Origin of the sequence: Castellaniella defragrans 65Phen (assembly GCF_000612685.1) — a bacterium.
In the GTDB taxonomy this organism is placed as follows: Bacteria; Pseudomonadota; Gammaproteobacteria; order Burkholderiales; family Burkholderiaceae_B; genus Castellaniella; species Castellaniella defragrans.
Map to the genome: position 1 here is coordinate 2,955,469 of NZ_HG916765.1, position 22,080 is coordinate 2,977,548.

The window sequence follows — 22,080 nt, forward strand, 5'->3', positions numbered from 1 at the left end:
TTCCCACCACACACCCCAACACGCCTGCCGGCGTCTGGGGCAGGAGTCATGCCATGCAAAAAATGCCACACCTCACACTCCAGACAACCCCGCGACATTTCATGGACAGGCTGGTGACACTCTGGATACTGGCAATGGTCAGTCACGCGACATGGGCGCAAACGCTGGGGGGCCTGTCTCGCGCCCGGACCACGCTGCAAACCCTCAAAGACAATCTGGACATCATCCTGCCGATTGCCGCCGTCATCATCGGCGTCATCATCTTCGTGCTGTATTCGGCGGAAGTCATGCGAAAGGATGACGCCATCCGCTGGGGCATCAGCGTCCTGCTGGCTGGTTCCGCCGGTGAACTGGTGGTCCTGCTGTGGAAATAAGCCATGGCTACCCGCAGCACACCGGACGCCCGCACAGGCCACGCCAACCAGCCGCCCGATCACCAGCCCCCGAACACCTATCCCGTATTCAAGGGACTGGGCCGCAAGGCCACCTTCATGGGCATCCCCACCACCCTGATGCTCGGTGCGTTCGTATGCGTGGCCATCATTGCCATGACTGCCGGACTGGCCTGGTGGGGACTGCTACTGGTCGTGATGCCCACGCTGGCCATGCTCACCCGCGATGACGACAAAGCCATCGACATCCTCTGGCTGGAACTCAAGACCCGGCGCACGAATCGCCAGCAGCGATTCTGGCGCGGTTCCAGCTATGCCCCGCAGGGCTACCACCGCCACCGACCCTGGCGCCGTTTGCTTTCCCGAAGGACTCTGCCATGACCGCAGCCACCGCACTGGCCGTTGATGAACGGCTGGTTTCCCGCTATCTGCCCTATTCCCACCATGTCACCGACCGCATCATTGCCTGCGACAACCACGAATACCTGGCGGTCATCAAGGTCGCCGGTCGGGCACCGGACGCCTACGGACAGGCTGAACTGAAAGACTGGATCGAGGCCCTGCACAATGTGCTGCGCGGCCTGCCCATGGGTTCGCTCGGCCTGTATTCTCACATCATCCGCAGGCGTGTGACGGAATACCCCGACAGCACATTTGCACAAGCTTTCGCCACCCGCTTTGATGCGGCCTACCGGGCGACGTTCGACACCTCGGGGCTGATGGTCAATGACCTGTACCTGAGTGTGCTGATCCATCCCGTCGCAGACCCCGTGCTGGGTACCTTCGCCAGCCTGGAAAAGGCGGATGCAAAACGCCTGGCTCACTGGCAGGACGAATCCATCGAACGCCTGGACAGCGCCGTGCGGGCACTGACCGCAGGCCTGTACCGCTACGATCCGCAGATCCTCGGCATCGTGGATCGCCGGGGGCTGGCGTTCAGCGAAACGGCTGAACTTATGGGGTTCCTGCTGTCGGGCACCCATCGGCCCGTGCCGATCAGCCGGGAACGGCTGCGCGAAACCCTGCCGCAGGCCCGTCCCATCTTTGGCCGCCACGGCGAGTTGGGCGAACTGCGCACCGTCGCCGGGTCACGCCTCTTTGGCATGATGGAATTGCGCGACTACCCGGAAGCCACCAAACCGGGCCACCTGGACCGGCTGCTGGGCCTGCCCCATGAGTTTGTGCTGACGCAATCCTGGGGCAGTCACACAGGAGCCGCCGCCAAGAAACTCGTCAAGAAACACCACAAGCTGCTTGTCGACTCGGGTGACGATTCGGTCAGTCAGGTCACGCAACTGACCGATGTGATGGACGATCTGACCTCGGCCCGCCTGGGTCTGGGGGATCACCATGCCACCCTCCTGGTGTATGGCACCTCGGCGGACAGTGTGCGTCAGGCATTGGCGCAGACGGCCACCGCCCTGGCCGAAGACGCCGTAGGCTTTCGGCCCCTGGATCGGGCCTTGGAAGCCGGGTTCTGGGCGCAACTGCCGGGCAACTGGCATTGGCGGCCCCGGCCCGTGCCTGTGACCTCCCTGAATTTCCTGTGCTTTTCCAGCCTGCACAACCAGCTGACGGGCAAGCCTGCCGGAAACCCCTGGGGGCCAGCCGTCACCATGCTGAAAACGCAGACGGGATCGCCCTTTTTCTTCAACTTCCATGCCTCCACGGAAGACCTGGACGAAACCGGCAAACGCCGCCCGGGCAACACCCTGATCATCGGCATGACCGGCACCGGCAAAACCGTGCTGCAAGGCATGTTGCTGACCCAGGCGCAGAAATTCGGGGCTGCCTGCGTGGTCTGGGACAAAGACCAGGGCATGCAGGTACTCATCATGGCCCTGGGCGGGCGGTACTTCAATATCCGCCTGGGGGAGCCGACCGGCTGGAATCCCTTTCAGATGGAAGCCACCAAGGGCAATGTGGCCTTCATGGTGCGTCTGGTCACCTACCTGGCCGAACGCCAGGGCGAAGCCGTCACCACCCGGCAACGGGCGGACATCACCCAGGCGGTCCAGCAGCTGACCACGCTGATTGACCGACCGGCCAGAACGCTGTCCACCCTGAACACCTTGCTGCCCAACCCCTACAGTGAGGACGACACCCGCAGCACCATCCACGCCCGCCTGGCCCCCTGGTGCCAGGGGGGTGAATACGGCTGGGTATTCGACAACCCCACGGACGATCTGGACCTGCAAACCAGCAGTGACCGGCCCGCCCTCTTTGGCTTTGATCTGACGGAATTGCTGGACGATGACGAAGTACGCGGCGCAGCCACCCTGTACCTGAAACACCGCGTCGATGCGCTGCACGATGGGCGGCGCATCATCAATCTGTACGACGAGTGCCAGCACCCGTTGAAGGACGCGCATTTTCAGGAGTCCATGCAGGACGCGGCCCGCACGATCCGCAAGAAAAATGGGGTGCTGGCGCTGGCGACCCAGGAACCGGGGGCCATCATCGACAACCCCGTCGGCGCATCCCTGGTGCAGCAAACGGCCACCCTGATTCTTTTGCCCAACCCCAAGGCCCGCGCCCGCGACTACATCGAGGGCTTTGGCCTGACGGTCGCGGAATTTGAACTGCTCCAGAGCCTGGGTGAAGCCAGCCGCAAGTTTCTGGTCAAGCAAGGGGCCAGCGTCACCGTCGCCCAACTGGATTTATCGGGCTGCGACGACGAACTGCTGGTGTTCTCCGGCAGTCCGGACATGGCGGAAATCGCCGAAGCCGCCGTCGCCCAGGCCGGGACCGACCCTGCCGCCTGGTTGCCGGTCTACCTGGCCGCCGTCAAGCAAGCCCGTCAGTAAACCACGCCGGTCACGCATGACCGGCCCTCCCCATAGGACATCCCACCATGCAGCATGACGCAGATCGGCTGCGGGCTGAACGCGCCCGTAGCCAGGACCAACACCAGGCCCGGCAGGATCAGCAGGCGCACCAGGACCCCGGTTTTTACCAGCGCCTGGGCCTGGAAATGCCGGAATCGACGACCGCAGCAGACACCTTCCTGATCTCGATCTACTGCGAACGCTGGACCCAAGATGATCTGGATCGAGGGCAATTCAGCCAAGGCGAAGCCGTCATCGAGCGCGAAGCCGTCGATGCGGATGAATTGCAGCGTATCGCCCAGGATCACGGCATGGATTCGCCCTCTCCCGGAAATTTCGTCAGGCGGGTAAAAAGGAATAGGCGATTCCTGCCCGAGGGCTTATGGTTATTGGGTCTCACGCCATACAACCAAAAAGAACCGCCTATGCCAAATCGTACCACTGAAGAACTGGACTTTGGACGCCTTGGACGGCGCCATTTACAGGCCAATTTCCAAGGCGGCGATCTCAGCTCCGACGGCGGGCTGATGCTGCTGCGAAGAATTGATGCGCGCACGGGCCTGTCGCGCATGGCGGCCAAGGCCTTGACCGAGCGCCGGGCCGCTGGCCGCATTCATCACCGCCTGCGCGATCTGCTGGCCCAGCGCCTGTACGGCCTGTGCTGCGGCTACGAAGACCTGAACGACCACGATACGCTGCGCGGGGATCTGCTGATGCAAACGGCTGTTGGGCGAGATCGTGCCCTGGCCAGTTCACCCACGCTCAGCCGCCTGGAGACGGGGGCGACCCGCGCCGATGCGTGGGCGCTGCATGGGGTGCTGGTTGAACACTTCATCGCCAGCTTCGCCACCGCGCCCAGGCAACTGATTCTGGATGTGGATGCCTCGGATATCCCGCTGCACGGCGAGCAGGAGCTCAAGCAGTTCCACGCCTACTACGACCACCACTGCTATCTGCCGCTGTACGTGTTCTGCGGCCAGTCGATGCTGGCCTGCCTGCTGCGCCCCAGCCGCATTGACGGGGCCAGGCACGCGGCGGCGGTGCTGCGCCTGCTGGTGAACCGGCTGCGTCAGGCATGGCCCGAGGTCAGGATCATCATCCGTGGGGACTCGGGGTTCTGCCGTCAGCCGCTGATCCGCTGGTGCGAACGCAGCGGCGTGCAATACATCATCGGCCTGGCACGCAATAAACGGCTTCAGGCGCGCGTTGCGCAGGCCGAGGAAATCCTCAAGGACGGCTACGAGCGCACCGGGCGCAAGCAGCGCCTGGTCAGTGAGTTCACCTACGCGGCCGGGTCGTGGGATCGGCCCCGGCGCGTGCTCACCCGCCTGGAGTACGGTGCCCAGGGCGTGAACCCGCGCTTCGTGGTCACCAACATCCGGGACTGCGATGCCATGCAACTGTACGATCAGCTGTACTGCGCCCGGGGCGAAGCCGAGAACCGCATCAAGGAAGCGCAACTCGATCTGTTCGGTACGCGCGCCAGTTGCCACCGGTTCGCCGCCAACCAGTTCCGGCTGCTGCTGGCGGCCCTGGCCTATACGCTGATGCAGCGGCTGCGCGAGACGGCGCTACGAGGCACCGAACTGGAGCGCGCCAGCGCCGCCACCATCCGGGTGCGCCTGCTGAAGGTCGGTGCGGCCATCGTGCGCAATACCCGGCGGGTCCGCATCCTGCTGGCCTCGCATCATCCGCTGCGCCACGTCTACGCGCACGCCGCGCGCGCCATGGCCCCGTAGCGCCGAGAAAGTGCTGTCCCCGGCACGCGATAAAGCAACGGGGGTAGGGACCATTGCGCCTGCGGTACTGAAAAACAGCTTCCCGCGCCGCCGATCCCCTCCGCCGCGTCGCCGAGGCAGCCGGACTACCGGGAAATCACTTAAACAGGCTTGCTGACGAAATGTCCGGGCTCTGCCTCTGACCCACGGCATCAGCCGTACCTCTGGTTTTCGTCCTCGTCCCCGCGTGAGGATCAAGAATATTTCGAGCAAGGTGTGCATAAGTATTACAGCCTGCACATCCATGAGGCCGATGGCCACCGCCCGCAACCGACCGACTGGCAACGCATCGCGGACCTGATCGGCGTGCGCTTCGATCACCCCCTGCAACCCCAGGGACCAGCACACGAAACGGAGGGTCCAGATCTATGCCCGTAAATCCTTCAGGCCTGAACCGACCGCCCACTGCGGACGAGGCCATGGGCATGGCCTGGTGGAACATCCTGAAACCATCTGAGCGGGCGTACTGGCTTACAAAAGCTGGACCCACCAGCAGCGTGGCCGACGCCTCGGCAATCTTCAAGCGGCACCAGAGACACCCCATCAACCTTTCACCATAGGACACCTCATGAACCGACGATATTTCATTGCCGCCTCTGGCGCTTCCTTGCTGACTATCCTGGCCGGATGCAAGACGGAGCCTGACGGGGAGAAGTTCGTGGGGTATTGGAAATCCGATAAGGGAAATCACCCTGCCCTGATCCACATTGAGCGCAACGGCGACAGCTTCCTATTCAAGGAAACGGCCTGGAGCATCATTGGGACGGTCGGCTATCAAACCCGTACCGTCCCTGCCACCATCCAGAAGGCAGACAACATCCTGGTTGTCGCCGATACCGTTCACTTGGCATACAACGAAAAAGAAGATGCCATCGTCTCTGGCCGTATGAAGGCTCACCGCATCACCGAAGCCCAATACCAAAGCGCAATCGGCAAGGAATAGCCATCTGCAGCCCACTTCCTGGCTGCACGACCCAAAAGCCGACGCCTGTCAGCTTTTCATTACCCCTTCGGAGTTCACCTCATGACACGCTGCAAATCATTTGCGGCGGGCATTGCCCTGTCCGCCGTATTCCTCTCACCCGTCCACGCCAGCGGCATCCCCACCGTCGATGCGGCCACTATCGCCCAGCTGCAAGAGCAACTGCTAACCGCCAGAGACCAGCTGAAAAATCTGACCGATCAGTTGGCCACGGCCAAAAGCCAACTGGCTGCTTTCACGCAGTCCAGCGGCTACGGCAACGTGGTCGGCAATCCCGACATCCGCAATCAGCTACGCGCGGCGCTGCCTGCCAGCGCTGAGGATCTGCTGAACCGATCTGGCAGCTCCAGTTTGGATGGCGATGTGGGCCGCATCACGGACGAAGTGATGGCCCCTGTAAATTTCCAGGAGGATCGCCAGGCGCTCTCGAAGCGCGCACTGAATATCGAAGCCACATCCAAGGCCATGAGCGAACGCGCCTACGACTCGATGACCCGACGCCTGGCCAACGTGGATGCCTTGCAAGACAAGATCAACCAGACCACCAACCCGAAGGAAATTGCCGAGCTACAGGCCCGCATCCAGATCGAACAGGCCAACATCCAGGCAGAACAGACCCGGATACAGCTCGCCGGCCAGCAGTTGGATGCGGAGCGCAACCTGCTTCAAGCCCGTGCCGAACGGGTCTACGGCGTCGTCCCTGAAAAATTCATTTGTCCTGTTTCAGGCCGAATTTCCGGCGATCCGAGGCCACGGATTTCGATAGGGCAGGCAGCCCACCGGATCAACCCAATCGCCTCTTGAGCCCATCATGGGCATCAGGCGTTGAATCTGACGACCAATCCACGCAATAAATCGGCACAAAAATAAAGGGCCGATGCCCTTGCGGGCAATCATGCGCAGCAGCCACTTGATATTGAAGCCTGCCGCGCACAACACCGCATGGATCGCATCACCCGTTTGGCCTTTCAAATGACAGCGATTCATTCCATGATCGCTTTTCAGATGCCCAATGACCGGCTCCACCGCCTGGCGCCGTTTAAGCATTCGGCGCTCCTGGTCGGTGAGACGTTTGAATTTGCCTCGGTGTTTAAGGCTATATTCCGGGATCTCGGCATCAACGCCTCGATAGCCCAGATCCGTGTAGACGGTCTGCGGAGCCACGTCCACCGCCTCCATCAGGATGCGGGACTGCTCCAACTGCTCGGCCAGTGTGTGGCCATCGTACGGATTGCCAGGGAAGCTGCGTGCTCCCACGATCAGATTCCCCTTCAAGGTGGTGACAATGCCCACCTTCACTCCAAACTCATAGGGCGTACGGGCCTTGCCCTTGCTGATGCACTCCACCTCATCGGCGTGCCAGCTGTAGACCTTGTCTTTTCCCTTCACCTTCGCGCCCCGACGGCTCTGAGCCGCGATCTTATGTGCGCGAGCCAATAACGGGTCCAAGGCGTCCTGGATGCTCTGCGCCAGCACTGTCTTGTTGCGCTCAATGTCACGCGCCAGACGGCCCAGAATCGTGCGCTGGCGCTTGATCGTCTTATGCATGCGCCGATACTGCTTGGCATGCGCATAGCGGCCCGCTTTCCTGGCCAGCTCCCGGCCTTCCTTGGCGTAGCTCTGCTTTAACGCAATGCCGTGCGCCTTGGCCGCGCAGGCGATCTTCTGGCGCGCCACCTCCAGCAAACGGCTGTCGGTGGGATGCGCCACCGCCTTGGCTTGCACGGTGCTGTCCACTATCACCGACTGCATCGCCGTGCGCTCGATCAGCCCCAGCTTGATGGCCACCACCAAAGTCTGCACCAGCAGCTCTTCGACGCCTTCCTCACCCAACAGCCCCCGGAATCGGCTGATGGCGCTGGGATCGCACGGCAGGCGATTCTCGAAATACTCCTGCCCCGAAAAATACTGCCAGGTGGGTGCATCGCTCCAGCGTTCGCAGACGCCTTCATCGCTCTCGTTGAAGGTGTGCTTCAGATACAGCAGCGAAATCATCAGCCGCATCGGCAGCCGGGGACGCCCCGCGTTTGAATGGCCGGCCCCTACCACGGCCATCGTCGGGCCAAACAGATCAATATCCTCAACCTGCCGGCCGGTGCGCACCTGACGCGCAAAACGGTGTGCGACAGCCGCCTCCAGTTCCTGCCAAGGAATATGCGTGGCAAGCACCGCCAGGGGTTTACGCAGATCAATCATCTGGTCCAGGCGGCTGCGGAAAAAATCGTCAATCTGACTCATGCGGTTTCGGGGCAATCTCCCAGAAAATGAGCCCCAGCGGGCTGTTTTTGGGGGATTTGATAGTCTGGAGTGGCTTTATTTTACAATAAAATCAATGAGTTATTTATAATTCAGGGCCGATTACGGCGGCTGGTTTGGCAACGAAACAAAAGCCAGCAACACGAATGACACGACGAACTGAGGCTGAGTCATGGCCGGCATAACTCCCCCAGTTACTCCACCCTCTGCCCCCAGTGATATTGCTCAATGGGTCATGACTCAGACTGAGAATGTTCTGAGTAACGCTGTCAATGGCCCGATGCAGGCGCTCTTTGAGGCTCTGGCCCCCGTCAAAGGATCGGGTCGCCGGTCATACAAAGCTTGCTCCAGGGCATCGAGCACGAAGTCGGTGGTCATCGACGAACTGGCCCGCCAACCCACGATCCGCTTGGCATAGGCATCGATCACGAAGGCCACATACAGCCACCCTTGCCAGGTCGAGACATAGGTGAAATCGGCCACCCACAGACGGTTGGGTTGATCTGCATGGAAGGCCCGGCGCACCAGGTCACGCGGGCATGGCCTGGAGGCGTCCGGGATCGTCGTGCGCACCCGCTTGCCCCGACGCACGCCTTCGATACCCATGTGCCGCATCAAGCGCTCGACCGTGCAGCGGGCAATGGGCTTGCCCTCCCGACACATCTGGCGCCAGACCTTGCGCGCACCATAGACCTGGAAATTCTGATCCCAGACGCGGCGGATATCCACCATCCGCTGTTCGTCCCTCTGCGCACGATGGCTGCGTAGCGCCGGATTGCGGCACCGGGCGGCGTGACGCCTGTAGGCTGACGGGGCAACCTGCAAGACCCTGCAGATCGGCTCGACCCCGTACAGGTCCCGATGTCCGTCGATATAGGCGTTCACTTCTTCAGTTGGCGGTCGAGCTCCGCCTGGGCAAAAAAAGCGCTCGCCGTCTTCAGGATCTCATTGGCCCGGCGCAACTCCTTGACCTCGCGCTCCAGCGCCTTGATGCGCTCGCGTTCCTCGCTGGTCACGCCAGGGCGCACACCGCTGTCGATCTCCCTGCGTTTGACCCAATCCAACAGCGTGGTCGGCGTGCAGCCGATCTTCGGGGCGATCGAACCGACCGCAGCCCACAATGACGGGTACTCGCTGCGATGATCCTGCACCAGCCGCACCGCGCGTTCGCGCACTTCGGGGGAAAACTTCGTTTGATTTGCCATGACTCCATTCTCTCAAAGCTCGGAGCTTCCGCAAAACCCGGGGTGATTCACCTGATCATCGGACGCCAGCCGATAGCGCCCGCTGGGGCTGCGGACATACAGCGTATGCACATCGTTCATATTGTCGTAGCCCAGCGCGGCGGTGCTGATTTCTTTCATGGTGCTCTCCTTTCGGGGTTATCCGGCTACCGGGGCCGAAGATTCCGAGCCTTCTGTAGGTTTTGCGGTGTTCGCAGTCCTACTGTCTGGCCCGGAGTGCCACCGTTGCCGTGAGTTCGTCGCCTTGCCGCGCTGGATCACGCAGGGACGACCGGAAAGGGGCGGGCACGGAAGCCGCAGCCCGCAGGAGAACGAAGAGAAACGAAGGGACCGGGTGAGTACCCGGCGAAGCGCACCCCTTGCAGGAAGGAGCGCAGTGATACAGTCGGCGTTTTAGGCGGCGCACTCAGGGCAATGGCTGCCCGCACCATGGAGATGGACTGGGAACACTGGCCGCGCGGCGAGCGCCCCTACCGCCAGAGGGCGGTCTGACATAAATCATGCCGTACCCTGCAGGTGCGCTTTCTCGAAGCGCAAAACCAGAACCTTTGTTGTTTTGCTCGATGCACATCATTTTGATGACACCACCGCACTAATCCGATAAACTGGGCAGGTTTGTCACACCTTGCTGCCCATATGCTATCCAGCCCGCCCACGACGCTGTCGCACGCCCAAAAAGACCGCCTCAAGCACATCGAACTGCGCTTGCGGTTTTTGGGCGAAATCGGTCGGGCAGAACTCATGCAGCGCTTTGGCATGGCGTCTGCGGCCGCCTCACGCGATCTGGCGCTGTATAAAGACCTGGCCCCACGCAATATCGACTACGACAGTCGCAACAAACGCTATTACCTGGGCAGCCCCTTCAAACCCCTGTTCAACGTCCCCACGGATCAGATCCTCAGCTGGCTGGCCGAACAGACCGGCGACACGACCGCGCCATCGTCCGATGCCCTGCTGCCCTGCGCAGCCCCTACATCGCTGTCACTGCCCAACCCAGATACCCTGGCCACCGTGACCCGGGCCATCCATGCCCAGCAAGCCCTGCACATCACCTACCACGCACTGACCAGCGGCACCAGCCAGCGTGAGATCGTCCCCTTTGCGCTGCTGAACACCGGCTTGCGTTGGCACACTCGCGCGTTTGATCGCAAAAGCGGCCAGTTTCGTGATTTTGTCCTGACGCGCATCATCAAGCCCAGCCCCAGTCGTACCCCACCCCAGGCGCATGAACGCCCCGAACACGATCTGCAATGGGGGCGCATTCTGGACCTGACCTTGGTGCCCCACCCGGATCGCCCCTACCCCGATACCACCTGTCTGGATTACGGCATGACCGACGGCATGCTGCGCCTGCGGCTACGGGCTGCGGTGGCGGGCTATGTGCTGCGTCTGTATAACGTGGACTGCACGCCCGATCACCACCTGGACGGGGAGGAATACCGTCTGTGGCTGCAAGATGCCCTAGTCCTGTATGGCGTCGATAGCGCGCGGGTGGCCCCCGGTTATCAGGCCCCTAGCACTACGGGGGCCGCATGAGCACGCCGCCCTACCTCCCAAGCCAGCAATCGGCCACGCGGCAAGCACTCCTGGCCCAGCTAGGGTTTCGCTTTGGCATCAACGGCCCCCATGCGGCGCGCACCATGATGCTGGACGATATCCGCCGCCTGCTGGATCACATGGCAGCCAGCGCCGACACAGCCGACTACGCTCAGGCCATCAAAACGCAAAACGTGCTGGGCAAGCCCAGCCAGAAGGCCCGCGACCTGGCCTGGCGGCACTTGCATGGGCTGTATGGCCTCAGCCACGACAACCCACTCTTTCGCCTCATGCGTACGCTCTGGCCACTGTCTGACGCCGCCCAGCCGCAACTGGCCCTGGCGATGGCGATGGCGCGCGATCCCTTGTTGCGCGATACCCAAGCGCTGATTCTGGATCAAGCCATCGGCACCTTCCTGCCCCGCACCGCGCTGGAACACGAACTGGCGCACCGCTATCCCGACCGCTTCAGCACAGCATCACTGAAATCCTTCGCCCAGAACATCGCTGGCACCTGGACTGCCGCCGGGTTTCTGCTGGGCCATACCCGCAAACACCGTGCGCAGCCAGCGCTGACGCCTGAAGCCCTCGTGCTGCTGCTGCTGATGGCCTACCTGGAAGGCCGCAGCGGCCCGCGCCTGTTCACCTCACTGTGGCTGGCCCCCTACCAAGTCGGCCCAGACGCCTTGGCTGCCCTCGCCCAGACCGCCTCACAACGAGGCCTGCTGGTCTTCATGAATGCGGGCGGTGTGCAGGAAATCCGCTTCCCAGGCGCACTCACCCCCGCAGAAGACGCTATTCGCCAGGAGCTCATCCATGTCCTCTAAGATCAACAAACTGGCCAATGCCTGGCGCAATCAGCTCACCGTGCCCTGGCAAGCGGGGCTGGCCGCCATCCAGCGGGTCATTTTTGCGGTGTACGACAAAACCGACGAATTGCGCCTGCGTGCCAGTCTGGGCGAATTTGAGCTGATCACCCAGCAGGCGGGCAAAGACTGGCTGCTGCTGGATGTGACCGATGCCTTTCCGCGCTGGATGGCGGCCCAGGAATACCGCAATGCTTATTTTGAATCCCCAGAAGACCTGGCGGGCTACCCAAGCGGCGAAATTACCGAATTCACGGCAGATCTGACCGCCCAACTGAATACCCAGATCCAAGCACAAGCCACCGCTGACACCGTCGTCGCATTGCTGGGCGTAGGAACACTGTTCGGCCTGGCCCGCGTGTCCACCTTGGTTGAAGGCATCAAAGAATCCGTCCCGGGGCGATTGTTGGTGTTTTTCCCCGGCGAACACCACCCTGAAACCCACGCCTACCGTTTGCTGGATGCCCGCGACGGTTGGAACTACCTGGCCATGCCATTGCTGGCCCGCGACTAACCCCTTCATTCACCTGCCATGCTCAATCAAGAAATCTACCAAAAAGCCCCGGAAGCGACCCATTTGGTGAACCACGGGGTGGCCGAAGTTTCGGAAGACCACTCGCAAGCCGCCCAGGCAATCCTGCGCTACGAGCTGGAAACCTTTGTCTGCGATGGCCAGTACGCCAAAGGCCTGGATTCCATCCTGGAAAAATTCCTGCGCAATCTGGACAGCAACACCGAACAGCCCGGGATCTGGATTTCCGGCTTTTACGGTAGTGGCAAATCCCACCTGGCGAAGATGCTGCGCACGCTCTGGACGGACTACACCTTCGACGATGGGGCTACCGCTCGCAGCCTGGCCGTCTTGCCCGACACCATCCGCGATCACCTGGCTGAACTCTCCACCCAGGGCAAGCGCTACGGCGGGCTGCACGCGGCCGCTGGCAAACTGGGGGCCGGAGCGGGCGACAAAGTCCGCCTGGCGCTATTGGGCATCTTGTTTAAATCCAAGGGCCTGCCTGAAGCCTACAACCAGGCGCAGCTGGTTCTGTGGTTAAACCAGGAAAACCTCCTCGCCCCGGTACAAGACAGTCTGCAGGCTGCAGGCCGTAGCCTGACCCAGGAACTGCCCCATATGTATGTGTCGGGCCACCTGGCCCGCGCCCTATTGGCCGCACGGCCTGATTTGGCAGGCTCCGAAGCCGATGTCCGCAAACTGATCAAAGAACAATTCCCGCAAGTCACCGACATCAGCAGCGACGAACTCATCCGCAGCATCGAATCCACGCTCAGTCTGGACGGCAAGTTTCCCCTGACACTCATCGTGCTGGATGAAGTGCAGCAATACATTGGCACCGACGCCGAACGTGCGTTTCAAGTGCAGGAAGTCACTGAAACCCTGACCAAGCACTTCAACGGCAAACTGCTGTTTGTGGGCACCGGCCAGTCGGCGCTATCGGGCATGCCGAACCTGCAACGCCTGATGGGGCGTTTCCCGGTGCCCATCATGCTGGGTGACTGGGACGTCGAGCACGTCACCCGGCGCATCATCCTGGCCAAAAAGCCTTCGGCACAACCGGCGGTGGAGGCCGTCTGGCGCAACAACCTGGGCGAGATCTCGCGCCACTTGCGCGGCACCAAACTGGAACACGCCACCGACGACGAGCAGGTGATGACCTCCGACTATCCCCTGCTGCCCGTGCGGCGCCGGTTCTGGGAACGAATCCTACGCACCATCGACGCGACGGGCACGGTTTCGCAGTTGCGCAGCCAACTGCGAGTGGTCCACGAAGCGGTGCTGGCTACCGCGAAAGACCCCCTGGGCCATGTGGTCGCGGGTGATTTTCTGTACGACCAGATCGCCGCCAACCTGGTCTCCACGGCGCAGCTCCCCAAGGAAATTTTCGATTACGTCGAGCGCTTTGCTGCGGGTGACGGCACGCAGCCGCTCAAAGCCCGCGTGCTGAAACTGATTTACCTGATCAACAAGCTGCCCGCTGATACGGCCCTGGACCTGGGTCTGAAGGCCACCGAAGACGTGCTGGCCGATCTACTGGTCACAGATCTGGCCGAGGGCTCGGCGTCCTTGCGCAAGCAACTGCCCGATCTATTGACCCAATTGCAGCAAGACGACCGCCTGATCATGGCCTTATCGGGCAGCCAGGGGACCGAATACCGTCTGCAAACCCGCGAGTCAGGTTCATGGTATGACACCTTCCGTGCCCACGAAGCCGAACTGAAAGGGGCCCCGCAGCAGGTAGAACAAAAACGCGCCGAAGCCTTGCGCACCCGCCTGGGTGACGTGCTGAAAAAAGTACGCGTCACTCAGGGTCAGGATCACACCGAGCGCAGCCTGCGCCCCAGCTACGATGAAACCCTGCCGCGCGACCATGCCCAGAACGTGATCCTGTGGATTCAAAATGGCTGGCAAACCGAAGAAAAATCCGTACTGGCCGAAGCCCGCCGCCTGGAGGCCAGCGACCCCACTGTCTTGATCTATCTGCCAGCACAGCACAAAACCGAACTGGCCGATACGCTCGTCACGCTGGAAGCTGCCCGCACGACGCTGCAGCGCAAGGGTAGCCCCACCACCGAAGAAGGCCGCGACGCCCAGCGATCCATGGAAACCCGCCTGGTCACCGCCGAACGCAATCTGGCCAATATCCTGGACAAATTGGTCGCAGACGCCCGCGTCTTCCAGGCTGGGGGCACCGAAATCACTGAAGGCACCGACCTGGCCCAGCGTATTGGCCGAGCCGCCCAGGCCTCGGCCATCCGGCTGTACAGTCAGTTTGATCTGGCCGACCAAACCCACTGGAACAAAGTGCTGGACGAAGCCCGCAAAGGCAACCTCGAAGCCCTGAAGGCCGTGGGCCATACCCGCGATGCCGACCAGCACCCAGTCTGCAAAAAAATCCTGGACTTTATCGGCGCAGGCAAGCGCGGCAATGAAATCCGCGATCATTTTGATGCGCCGCCCTATGGCTGGCCGCGCGATGCCATCGACGGGGCGCTCTACGCCCTGCTGGCCTGTGGGCACCTCAAGGCCCACGACGCCGCCCAGCGGCCAGTCGATGCCAAAAGCCTGGATCGTGCCAAGCTGACCCAGGCACACTTCCAGCGTGAAAGCATTACCATCACCCCACCGCAGCTGATCAAAATCCGCAAGCTGTTTTCCGAAGCGGGGGTGCCCTGCCAACCCAAGGAAGAAGCCCAGAAAACCCCCACACTGCTGGCCAAACTGCGCGAGCTGGCCCAGCACGCCAGCGGCCCGGCACCGGCCCCTGAGGCCGCCGACCAAAGCCTGATCGACAACCTGGCGGCAGAATCAGGCAACGCCCAACTGCTGGCGCTCTATACCCACCAGCAAGACCTGATCGACTTGGCGCACACCTGGACTGCAACTGCCCAGGCCATTGCTCAACGCCTCCCTGCCTGGCAGCAACTGATCACCCTGTTGGATCACGCCAAACACCTGGGGCCGTATGACACCCTGCACGCTGAAACCGAAGCGATTCGGGCGCAGCGCAGCCTCCTGGCACAGCCCGACCCGGTGCGGCCGGTGCTAGACCAAACCGTGCAGCTATTGCGCACGGCCTTGAATGAACACCTACACGCCTACCAGGCAGCGTACCAGGCAGCGGATGCCCAGCTACAGGCCGATGCCGATTGGCAAAAGCTGGACCCCACACAACAGCAAACCTTGCGCCACGCGCACAACCTAGATGCCGAAGCCATCCCCGACCTGTCGTCCACTGAGCGGCTGCAGGATGCCCTGGACACCTGCGGGCTGGAACACTGGGCGTCGCGCACGCAGGCGCTGCCCAACCGCTTTACCGCCGCCCGCATGGCCGCCGTACAACTGCTCAAACCCAACGTGGTGTCCGTGACCCTGCCACGCCGCACCCTGAACGATGCGGCTGAAATTCAGGCCTGGCTGGACGAAGTCAGCGCCCTGCTTCACGCAAAAATTCAAGAAGGCCCTGTGGCACTATGACCCTCACCCATCGACTGATCCAAGAGGGACAAGCCTGCGACCAAGTGCTTTCCATCCACTTTTTGTTTGCGCTCTTTGGTGCAAGCGATGCTACAATGTGCCTAACAACACCCGCCACACTTCAGGTCGGCGCGCAAGCGTCGGTACAGTGCTCCCAGGGCGGGTTTCTCTTTTGTAGGGCCTGCTGATGAAATACACCAAGCAGGCTCTCTCTGAGGCCCAATTATTGGCTCGCTGGCGAGACAAGGGCCTTATCATCAAAGATGAACCAGCAGCGCTGAATGCGCTGCAATTTGTGGGCTATTTCCGCTTGCGTGGATATGCCCTATCCTTGATGACAGCAGCCAACGGCCAACGCATGTTCAGGCCCGGCGTGACGTTCGATGACATCATCCGCAGGTACGATTTTGACCGCGAACTCCGCCGTATTACATTAGGTCAGCTGGAACGAATCGAAGTCGCTATTCGTACGGTCATCAGCAACCACATGTCGTTGCACTACGGGCCGTTTTGGTACATCAACCATCCACAGCAGGTCTTAGGGCAGGCCCCTGGACCTCGCGGAAAACCTGTCCCCTTTCAAATCGGCAAGCTGTTGGCTGATATTGAACGCGACACCCACCGCAGCAAAGACCTGTTCGCACAGCATTACTACGCGAAATATACCGACCCGCTGCTGCCTCCCAGCTGGCTGGTCGCAGAGTGCATTACCTTTCGCCAGTGGTCAAACATCTACGAACATCTCCAAAAGGCTGACCCCCAACAGCCCAACCCCAAAAAAGAAGTCGCCAGGACATTTGGGCTGAGCGTCCCGCTGGTTGGGTCTTGGCTGCATGTCCTGTCTATTTTGAGAAATACCTGCGCCCATCACGGCCGGATCTGGAATCGCCGATTCGTCTTGACTCCAGAAACCTATCAGCAGGCTCAATCGCACTTCGCAGACCCCAGAAGCTATTACTGCCTCGCCGTGGTGATGCGCTTGTTCACCAAACCTGTAGACATGAACGATGAATGGCCCATCCGTTTGTCTGATCTCTTGAAGGCTTACCCGGACATTCCGCCACAGGAAATGGGATTTCCCAACAATTGGGACGCTGACGATCTTTGGAATTCATGATGCCTCACATCCGCCAACCCTTGAGCAAACCCCTGCGCACCCAACTGGAAGCCACCGTCAAGGCGGCGCGTGATGCAGCAGAAACCGGCGCAACAGCAGCCATTGAACAACTGGCGGTCGCTGAATCCCGTGCGCCAGACTACCTGAACGACGAGCGCCGGTCCTTGCGCCGCCGCCTGCGGGCGCATGGCCGTGCATTAGGGGACCCAAAGCATGCCGATGACACCCAGGCGGTGCAACACCTGATCTGGGAAATTGCCTATCAGCACTGGCACCGCATGCTGTTTGCCCGCTTTCTGGCCGAAAACGGCCTGCTGCTCTGGGAACCAGGAGCCCCCGTCTCGCTGGAAGACTGCGAGGCCCTGGCACAAGACCCCGACCCGGACAGCAATCTGGGGGCCCGCACCCGCTGGGAACTGGCAGGAATCCTGGCCGCCCGCATGCTGCCGCAGGTGTTCCAACCCAGCAGCCCCGTGTTCGCGCTGGCCCTGGCCCCCGAACACCAACGCCAGCTGGAAAAACTGCTGGCGGCCCTGCCGGCCGAGGTCTTCCAGGCCAGCGACAGCCTGGGCTGGGTGTATCAATTCTGGCAAGCCAAACGCAAGGACGCGGTCAATGCCTCCGAGGTCAAAATCGGTGCCGACGAACTGCCCGCCGTCACACAGCTCTTTACCGAGCCGTACATGGTGGATTTCCTGCTGCACAATTCCCTGGGGGCCTGGTGGATCACGCGCCACCCGGAGACCCCATGCCCCATACCACTGCCCTATCTGCGGATGACGGACGACGGTACGCCTGCGGCTGGGCGCTTTGAAGGCTGGCCCGCGCATTTGCGTGACTTCAAACTGCTGGACCCCTGCTGCGGTTCAGGCCATTTTCTGGTGGCGGCCTTCCTGATGCTGGTCCCCATGCGCATGGCCGCTGAGGGTCTGAGTGCGCTGGATGCCGTGGACCATGTGCTGGCCGAGAATCTGCATGGCCTGGAACTGGACCCGCGCTGCGTGGAAATCGCCGTCTTTGCTCTGGCCCTGGAGGCCTGGCGTTACCCGGACGAAGGGGGCGATGCCCTGGGCGTACGCCAGGATATGCCCAGCCCGCAAATCGCCTGCTGCGGGCTGGAGGTCGCCGCCACCCCACAAGACTGGATGGCCCTGGTCCCCGATGACGCCCCTCGGGCTGATTATTTGCGCCAGGAACTGCGCCTGCTGCACGCCAGCTTTGCCCAGGCTCCCTTGCTGGGCAGCCTGCTGGACCCCATCCGCAGCCTGAAGAACGATCTGGCCAGCACCAGCTTCGAGACACTCCGAACCCTGCTGCAGGACGCCCTGGCCATTGAAGATGACACGGACAATGAAGCGGGCAGTGCCCAACACGAAGCCGCCCTGGCGGCCCAAGGTCTATTGGACGCCGCCCACCTGCTGGAGCAACGCTACGATCTGGTCGTCACCAATGTGCCCTACCTTTCGCGGGGCAAACAGAGCGACGCACTAAAAGCCTATTGCGCCCAGCACTACCCCGATGCCAAGAACGACCTGGCCAATGTCTTTCTGGAACGCTGCCTGGAACTGGTGCATGGGCCCCAAGGCCCCGCCGGAGTCGTGCAGATTGTCATGCCGCAGAACTGGCTGTTCTTGACCAGCTACAAGAAGCAGCGAGAGGCCTTATTAAAGCGTGTGGAGTGGAACTTGCTGGCGCGGCTTGGGGCAAAGGGGTTTCAAACACCGATGTGGGACTTCAACGTCCAATTGCTCACGGTCACCCGCCGCCCCGCCGCCGAAGGCTTTGTGCTTCATGGTCTGGACGCCAGTGCCCCTAAAGTCGCACAGGAAAAGGCGGCGCTGCTGCGCGAAGACCCATTGGTGGCGGTGGAACAGGCGGGGCAGTTGGGGAATCCGGATGCGCGTATTGCCTTTGAGTCGGTTATTAGTGACAAGCTACTGCGTTCCTATGCAGATGGTTTGGTCGGACTACAAACGAGTGACGACCCAATGTTCACCAGTGGATTTTGGGAGCATCCAAAGCGAGATCAAAGCATCTGGGAGTTCATGCAGGGAACACCAGCAGAACTCAAGCCTGATGCGGGAATGTCATGGCTCGTCCGGTGGGAGCAAGGAAATGGCCTTCTGCTATCACTCCCGTCTGCCTATCCCACCAAAGGTCTTAAAGCATTAGGGAAAGAAGGCGTCGCAATCCATCGCATGCATGTTCTATTCCCATACCATTTTTCTGGGACTCGCTTTCACCAAAACGTGGCTGTAGTTGTTCCCCACGACCCCGTCCACCTCCCCGCCATCTGGTGCTTCTGCTCATCGCCCGAATACAACGAAGCGGTCCGCCGAATCGATCAAAAGCTGAACGTCACCAACGCCACGCTGGTGAAAGTACCCTTCGATCTCGCCCACTGGCAGCAAGTGGCCGCCGAGCGTTACCCCAACGGCCTGCCTAAGCCTTATTCCGACGATCCCACGCAATGGCTGTTCCACGGTCACCCGCAACCGTCGACCGATCCGCTACAAGTCGCCGTAGCGCGCCTGCTGGGCTACACCTGGCCCGCAGAAACGGATCCCGAGATGGCGCTTTCGGATGAAGCGCATGCCTGGATCGGACGGTGCGCAGCCTTGGCCGAGCATGTGGACGACGATGGCATCGTCTGCCTGCCCTCCGTGCGCGGTGAACGCCCGGCCCATGAACGCCTGCTGAACCTGCTGATCGCCGCCTGGGAAACCGTGCAACCCGGCAGCTGGAAACCCGCCGTACTGGACCACCTGCTGGCTGATGCCGACTGCGCGGGCAAGGATCTGGAAATCTGGCTACGCGACAAATTCTTCGAGCAGCACGCAAAGCTTTTCCATCACCGACCCTTTATCTGGCATGTCTGGGATGGCCTGAAAGACGGCTTTTCTGTCCTGGTGAACTACCACAAGCTGGATGCCAAGAACCTGGAACGCCTGATCCACACCTACCTGGGCGACTGGATCCGCCAACAGGAAGACGGCGTGCGCAGCAGCGTCGATGGTGCCCCCACCCGCCTGGCGGCCGCACAAGACCTGAAGCACCGCCTGATGGCGATCCTGGAAGGCGAAGCGCCCTACGATATTTTCGTGCGCTGGAAACCGTTGGCAGAACAAGCGATCGGTTGGAACCCGGACCTGAACGACGGCGTGCGCCTGAACATCCGTCCCTGGATGACGGCTGAAGTGCTGCGCCACAATAAAAAGCCGAAGCTGAACATCACCTGGCAAAAAGATCGCGGCAAAGATGTGGAAAGTGCCCCCTGGTATCCCGTCTTCAAAGGGGATCGCATCAACGATTATCATCTCAGTTTGGCTGAGAAACAGGCCGCCAGGGGGTAATTGCGCATGCACATCGAACGACTCCTGCTCAAAAACTTCCGGGGCATCCGTGATCTGGAAGTGCACTTTACAGAGCGCACGACCACCTTTGTGGGTGTCAATGGGGTGGGCAAATCCACCATCCTGGATGCCTTGGCCATTGCGTTGTCTCAGCTGACCTGGCGCATCAGCGGCAACGCTCAAAAAGCACGTCCGATCAGTCCAAATGATATTCATATCGGCGCCGATTTCGCCCGAATTGAAGTCACTGCGGTCGGTATTTCCAAGCAGCCGGTCACGTGGGGGATCACCACCAACCTTGTCAAAGACGTACAAGACGATCCACTGCGCCGCAGCGACTTGGAAGCACTAAACAAGACCGCCAAGCAGCTTGCCATCGGTTGGCAGTCCATTGATTTGCTGACTGCACTGAACAAAGCGATCAAACAACAGCCTTTGGATGGGAAACCTAAGGCGTCATCAGGATTCCCGTCTTTGCCCTTGGCCGTGTTTTATGACGTCAACCGTGCCGTATTGGACGTGCCCATGCAGATACGGGAAAAATTGCAAAACACTTTTCAGGAAGCCTATCAAGACGCCTTGAGCCACGGTGGCGCGGATTTCAAACGCTTCTTCATCTGGTTTCGCAATCTGGAAGACGCCGAAAACGAAGCGCGTATCGACCAGCCCGAATACCGCGACCCCAAACTGGACGCCGCGCGCAGCGCCATCGAGCAGTTCACTGGCTTTACCGATCTACGCATCCGCCGAAAGCCCAAATTACGCATGACGCTGCGCAAACACGACGAGGAATTCAACGTTGAGCAACTGTCTGACGGCGAGCGCAATATGCTGGCGCTGGTGGGCGACATGGCTCGGCGGCTGAGCATTCTGAACCCGCAGGCGCAATACCCTAACCAGGGAAAAGGGGTCGTCATTATCGACGAAATCGACCTGCACCTGCACCCCCGCTGGCAGCGCGAAGTCGTTGGCAAGCTGGAAAGTGTGTTCCCTCACTGCCAATTCATCCTGTCCACCCACTCGCCCCAAGTCATCAGCGAACTGAAGCCAGAATCCGTCATGCTACTGAAAGATGGGCGCTTGCTGGGACATGCGCCACGGGCGCTGGGCCTGGACAGCAGCGAAGTGCTGGAAGAACTGATGGAAGGTGACGCCCGCAATGTGGAAGTCGCGCAGCAAATCCAATCCATCCACCACCTGCTGGCCCACGATAAAATCCAGGATGCCCAAGTGGCTCTGGACGCACTCAAGGCAAGCACCGGCGATATCCCCGCTACCCTGGAACTGGACGCCGCCATCCAAAGCCTGAAATGGCTGGAGGATGACGCCTCGTGAGAAGCATCCACAAACGCGGCGAGCCGCGCGAACTGATCCAATGGAAGGTCAATAACAAAACCACACCGCAGAACCTGGTCTATCACGGCGGTGGCTTCCCCGCGGAAGCGGTACGCCAGGCGCTGTTGGCAGAACAAGGCCATCTGTGCGCTTACACCATGCGGCGCCTGAAAACGGCCCGCGACTGCCAACAAGCAGGCCAAGACACCACCGCCGCCTGTCATATCGAGCATATCCTGCCGCAACACCGCAAAGTGTCGGGCGAAGACATCGACTATCAAAACATGGTGGCGTGCTTTCCCCCCAGTCAATCCCGTGCGGCTTGCCCATTTGGCGCACATAAAAAATCGGCCCTGAATTATAAATAACTCATTGATTTTATTGTAAAATAAAGCCACT

17 protein-coding genes, 1 pseudogene and 1 other annotated feature are annotated in these 22,080 nt (G+C 61.0%); of the genes and pseudogenes, 14 read left to right on the forward strand and 4 right to left on the reverse strand.

Annotated elements, in window-relative coordinates:
• Nucleotides 1-53: 53 nt before the first annotated feature.
• Genes BN940_RS13175 through BN940_RS13185 form a run of 3 tightly spaced genes read left to right on the forward strand, consistent with a single transcriptional unit; the run spans nt 54 to nt 3,199 of the window.
• Nucleotides 54-374, forward strand: a complete 321-nt coding sequence (locus tag BN940_RS13175) for a TrbC/VirB2 family protein (protein ID WP_084330688.1) — start codon at nt 54-56, stop codon at nt 372-374.
• A gap of 3 nt (nt 375-377) precedes the next feature.
• Nucleotides 378-773, forward strand: coding sequence for a VirB3 family type IV secretion system protein (locus BN940_RS13180; protein ID WP_084330689.1), 396 nt, complete (start codon nt 378-380; stop codon nt 771-773).
• On the forward strand, nt 770-3,199 hold the full coding sequence (locus tag BN940_RS13185) for a VirB4 family type IV secretion/conjugal transfer ATPase (protein ID WP_052355857.1): 2,430 nt from the start codon (nt 770-772) through the stop codon (nt 3,197-3,199). The genes BN940_RS13180 and BN940_RS13185 overlap by 4 nt, the downstream gene beginning before the upstream one ends.
• On the opposite strand, the gene BN940_RS13190 is transcribed toward BN940_RS13185, so the two are convergent.
• Nucleotides 3,193-3,528, reverse strand: coding sequence for a hypothetical protein (locus BN940_RS13190; protein ID WP_043683802.1), 336 nt, complete (start codon nt 3,526-3,528; stop codon nt 3,193-3,195). The genes BN940_RS13185 and BN940_RS13190 overlap by 7 nt on opposite strands.
• 117 nt (nt 3,529-3,645) lie before the next feature.
• Here BN940_RS13190 and BN940_RS13195 point away from each other — a divergent pair, with 117 nt between their 5' ends.
• The 3 genes from BN940_RS13195 to BN940_RS13205 all read left to right on the forward strand — a co-directional run bounded on the left by BN940_RS13195 (nt 3,646) and on the right by BN940_RS13205 (nt 6,784).
• Nucleotides 3,646-4,959, forward strand: a complete 1,314-nt coding sequence (locus BN940_RS13195) for an IS1380 family transposase (RefSeq protein WP_043680420.1) — start codon at nt 3,646-3,648, stop codon at nt 4,957-4,959.
• 607 nt (nt 4,960-5,566) lie between these two features.
• Complete coding sequence (locus tag BN940_RS13200; protein ID WP_043683804.1) at nt 5,567-5,941, forward strand: hypothetical protein; 375 nt, start codon at nt 5,567-5,569, stop codon at nt 5,939-5,941.
• Nucleotides 5,942-6,022: 81 nt separating this feature from the next.
• Nucleotides 6,023-6,784, forward strand: a complete 762-nt coding sequence (locus tag BN940_RS13205) for a TrbJ/VirB5 family protein (RefSeq protein ID WP_043683806.1) — start codon at nt 6,023-6,025, stop codon at nt 6,782-6,784.
• On the opposite strand, the gene BN940_RS13210 is transcribed toward BN940_RS13205, so the two are convergent.
• The 3 genes and pseudogenes from BN940_RS13210 to BN940_RS19275 form a co-directional block, all read right to left on the reverse strand.
• Nucleotides 6,704-8,218, reverse strand: coding sequence for an IS5 family transposase (locus BN940_RS13210; RefSeq protein WP_148304855.1), 1,515 nt, complete (start codon nt 8,216-8,218; stop codon nt 6,704-6,706). The two genes, BN940_RS13205 and BN940_RS13210, sit on opposite strands and share 81 nt — an antisense overlap.
• Nucleotides 8,219-8,557: 339 nt before the next feature.
• Nucleotides 8,558-9,441: pseudogene (locus BN940_RS18625) on the reverse strand (IS3 family transposase); the annotation flags it as partial.
• Nucleotides 9,047-9,163 (reverse strand) — a sequence feature (AL1L pseudoknot). (Overlaps the previous pseudogene by 117 nt.)
• A 12-nt stretch (nt 9,442-9,453) precedes the next feature.
• Nucleotides 9,454-9,600 (reverse strand): hypothetical protein, encoded by a 147-nt coding sequence (locus tag BN940_RS19275; RefSeq protein ID WP_158386299.1) that lies wholly within the window; start codon nt 9,598-9,600, stop codon nt 9,454-9,456.
• Between the two features lie 516 nt (nt 9,601-10,116).
• Between BN940_RS19275 and BN940_RS13225 the strand changes: the two genes are divergently transcribed.
• The 8 genes from BN940_RS13225 (at nt 10,117) to BN940_RS19065 (ending at nt 22,049) form a co-directional block, all read left to right on the forward strand.
• Nucleotides 10,117-11,016: a helix-turn-helix transcriptional regulator gene (locus BN940_RS13225; RefSeq protein WP_043683810.1), complete on the forward strand. Its 900-nt coding sequence runs from the start codon at nt 10,117-10,119 to the stop codon at nt 11,014-11,016.
• Nucleotides 11,013-11,843 (forward strand): hypothetical protein, encoded by an 831-nt coding sequence (locus BN940_RS13230; RefSeq protein ID WP_242404197.1) that lies wholly within the window; start codon nt 11,013-11,015, stop codon nt 11,841-11,843. The genes BN940_RS13225 and BN940_RS13230 overlap by 4 nt, the downstream gene beginning before the upstream one ends.
• Nucleotides 11,833-12,396 carry a DUF1788 domain-containing protein gene (locus tag BN940_RS13235; protein ID WP_043683812.1) on the forward strand — a complete coding sequence of 188 codons (564 nt, stop codon included), beginning with the start codon at nt 11,833-11,835 and terminating at the stop codon, nt 12,394-12,396. The genes BN940_RS13230 and BN940_RS13235 overlap by 11 nt, the downstream gene beginning before the upstream one ends.
• A gap of 18 nt (nt 12,397-12,414) precedes the next feature.
• Nucleotides 12,415-15,876, forward strand: a complete 3,462-nt coding sequence (brxC, locus tag BN940_RS13240) for a BREX system P-loop protein BrxC (protein ID WP_043683814.1) — start codon at nt 12,415-12,417, stop codon at nt 15,874-15,876.
• Nucleotides 15,877-16,063: 187 nt separating this feature from the next.
• Nucleotides 16,064-16,993, forward strand: coding sequence for an Abi family protein (locus BN940_RS18630; RefSeq protein WP_084330691.1), 930 nt, complete (start codon nt 16,064-16,066; stop codon nt 16,991-16,993).
• Nucleotides 16,990-20,346 (forward strand): Eco57I restriction-modification methylase domain-containing protein, encoded by a 3,357-nt coding sequence (locus BN940_RS13245; RefSeq protein WP_198408270.1) that lies wholly within the window; start codon nt 16,990-16,992, stop codon nt 20,344-20,346. The genes BN940_RS18630 and BN940_RS13245 overlap by 4 nt, the downstream gene beginning before the upstream one ends.
• A 6-nt stretch (nt 20,347-20,352) precedes the next feature.
• The gene (locus tag BN940_RS13250) at nt 20,353-21,681 is read left to right on the forward strand and encodes an AAA family ATPase (RefSeq protein ID WP_043683816.1); all 1,329 of its coding nucleotides are present in this window, start codon (nt 20,353-20,355) and stop codon (nt 21,679-21,681) included.
• Nucleotides 21,678-22,049, forward strand: coding sequence for an HNH endonuclease family protein (locus BN940_RS19065; protein WP_148304966.1), 372 nt, complete (start codon nt 21,678-21,680; stop codon nt 22,047-22,049). The genes BN940_RS13250 and BN940_RS19065 overlap by 4 nt, the downstream gene beginning before the upstream one ends.
• The last annotated feature ends 31 nt before the right edge of the window (nt 22,050-22,080 follow it).

What these genes read in the sequence shown, in the direction of transcription:
- BN940_RS13180 (WP_084330689.1), top strand. Translation starts at nt 378, where the DNA reads ATGGCTACCCGCAGCACACCGGACGCCCGCACAGGCCACGCCAACCAG.
- BN940_RS13200 (WP_043683804.1), top strand. Translation starts at nt 5,567, where the DNA reads ATGAACCGACGATATTTCATTGCCGCCTCTGGCGCTTCCTTGCTGACT.
- BN940_RS13225 (WP_043683810.1), top strand. Translation starts at nt 10,117, where the DNA reads ATGCTATCCAGCCCGCCCACGACGCTGTCGCACGCCCAAAAAGACCGC.
- BN940_RS13235 (WP_043683812.1), top strand. Translation starts at nt 11,833, where the DNA reads ATGTCCTCTAAGATCAACAAACTGGCCAATGCCTGGCGCAATCAGCTC.
- BN940_RS13195 (WP_043680420.1), top strand. Translation starts at nt 3,646, where the DNA reads ATGCCAAATCGTACCACTGAAGAACTGGACTTTGGACGCCTTGGACGG.
- BN940_RS13185 (WP_052355857.1), top strand. Translation starts at nt 770, where the DNA reads ATGACCGCAGCCACCGCACTGGCCGTTGATGAACGGCTGGTTTCCCGC.
- BN940_RS13210 (WP_148304855.1), bottom strand. Translation starts at nt 8,218, where the DNA reads ATGAGTCAGATTGACGATTTTTTCCGCAGCCGCCTGGACCAGATGATT.
- BN940_RS13205 (WP_043683806.1), top strand. Translation starts at nt 6,023, where the DNA reads ATGACACGCTGCAAATCATTTGCGGCGGGCATTGCCCTGTCCGCCGTA.
- BN940_RS19275 (WP_158386299.1), bottom strand. Translation starts at nt 9,600, where the DNA reads ATGAAAGAAATCAGCACCGCCGCGCTGGGCTACGACAATATGAACGAT.
- BN940_RS13245 (WP_198408270.1), top strand. Translation starts at nt 16,990, where the DNA reads ATGATGCCTCACATCCGCCAACCCTTGAGCAAACCCCTGCGCACCCAA.
- BN940_RS13175 (WP_084330688.1), top strand. Translation starts at nt 54, where the DNA reads ATGCAAAAAATGCCACACCTCACACTCCAGACAACCCCGCGACATTTC.
- brxC (WP_043683814.1), top strand. Translation starts at nt 12,415, where the DNA reads ATGCTCAATCAAGAAATCTACCAAAAAGCCCCGGAAGCGACCCATTTG.
- BN940_RS18630 (WP_084330691.1), top strand. Translation starts at nt 16,064, where the DNA reads ATGAAATACACCAAGCAGGCTCTCTCTGAGGCCCAATTATTGGCTCGC.
- BN940_RS13230 (WP_242404197.1), top strand. Translation starts at nt 11,013, where the DNA reads ATGAGCACGCCGCCCTACCTCCCAAGCCAGCAATCGGCCACGCGGCAA.
- BN940_RS13250 (WP_043683816.1), top strand. Translation starts at nt 20,353, where the DNA reads ATGCACATCGAACGACTCCTGCTCAAAAACTTCCGGGGCATCCGTGAT.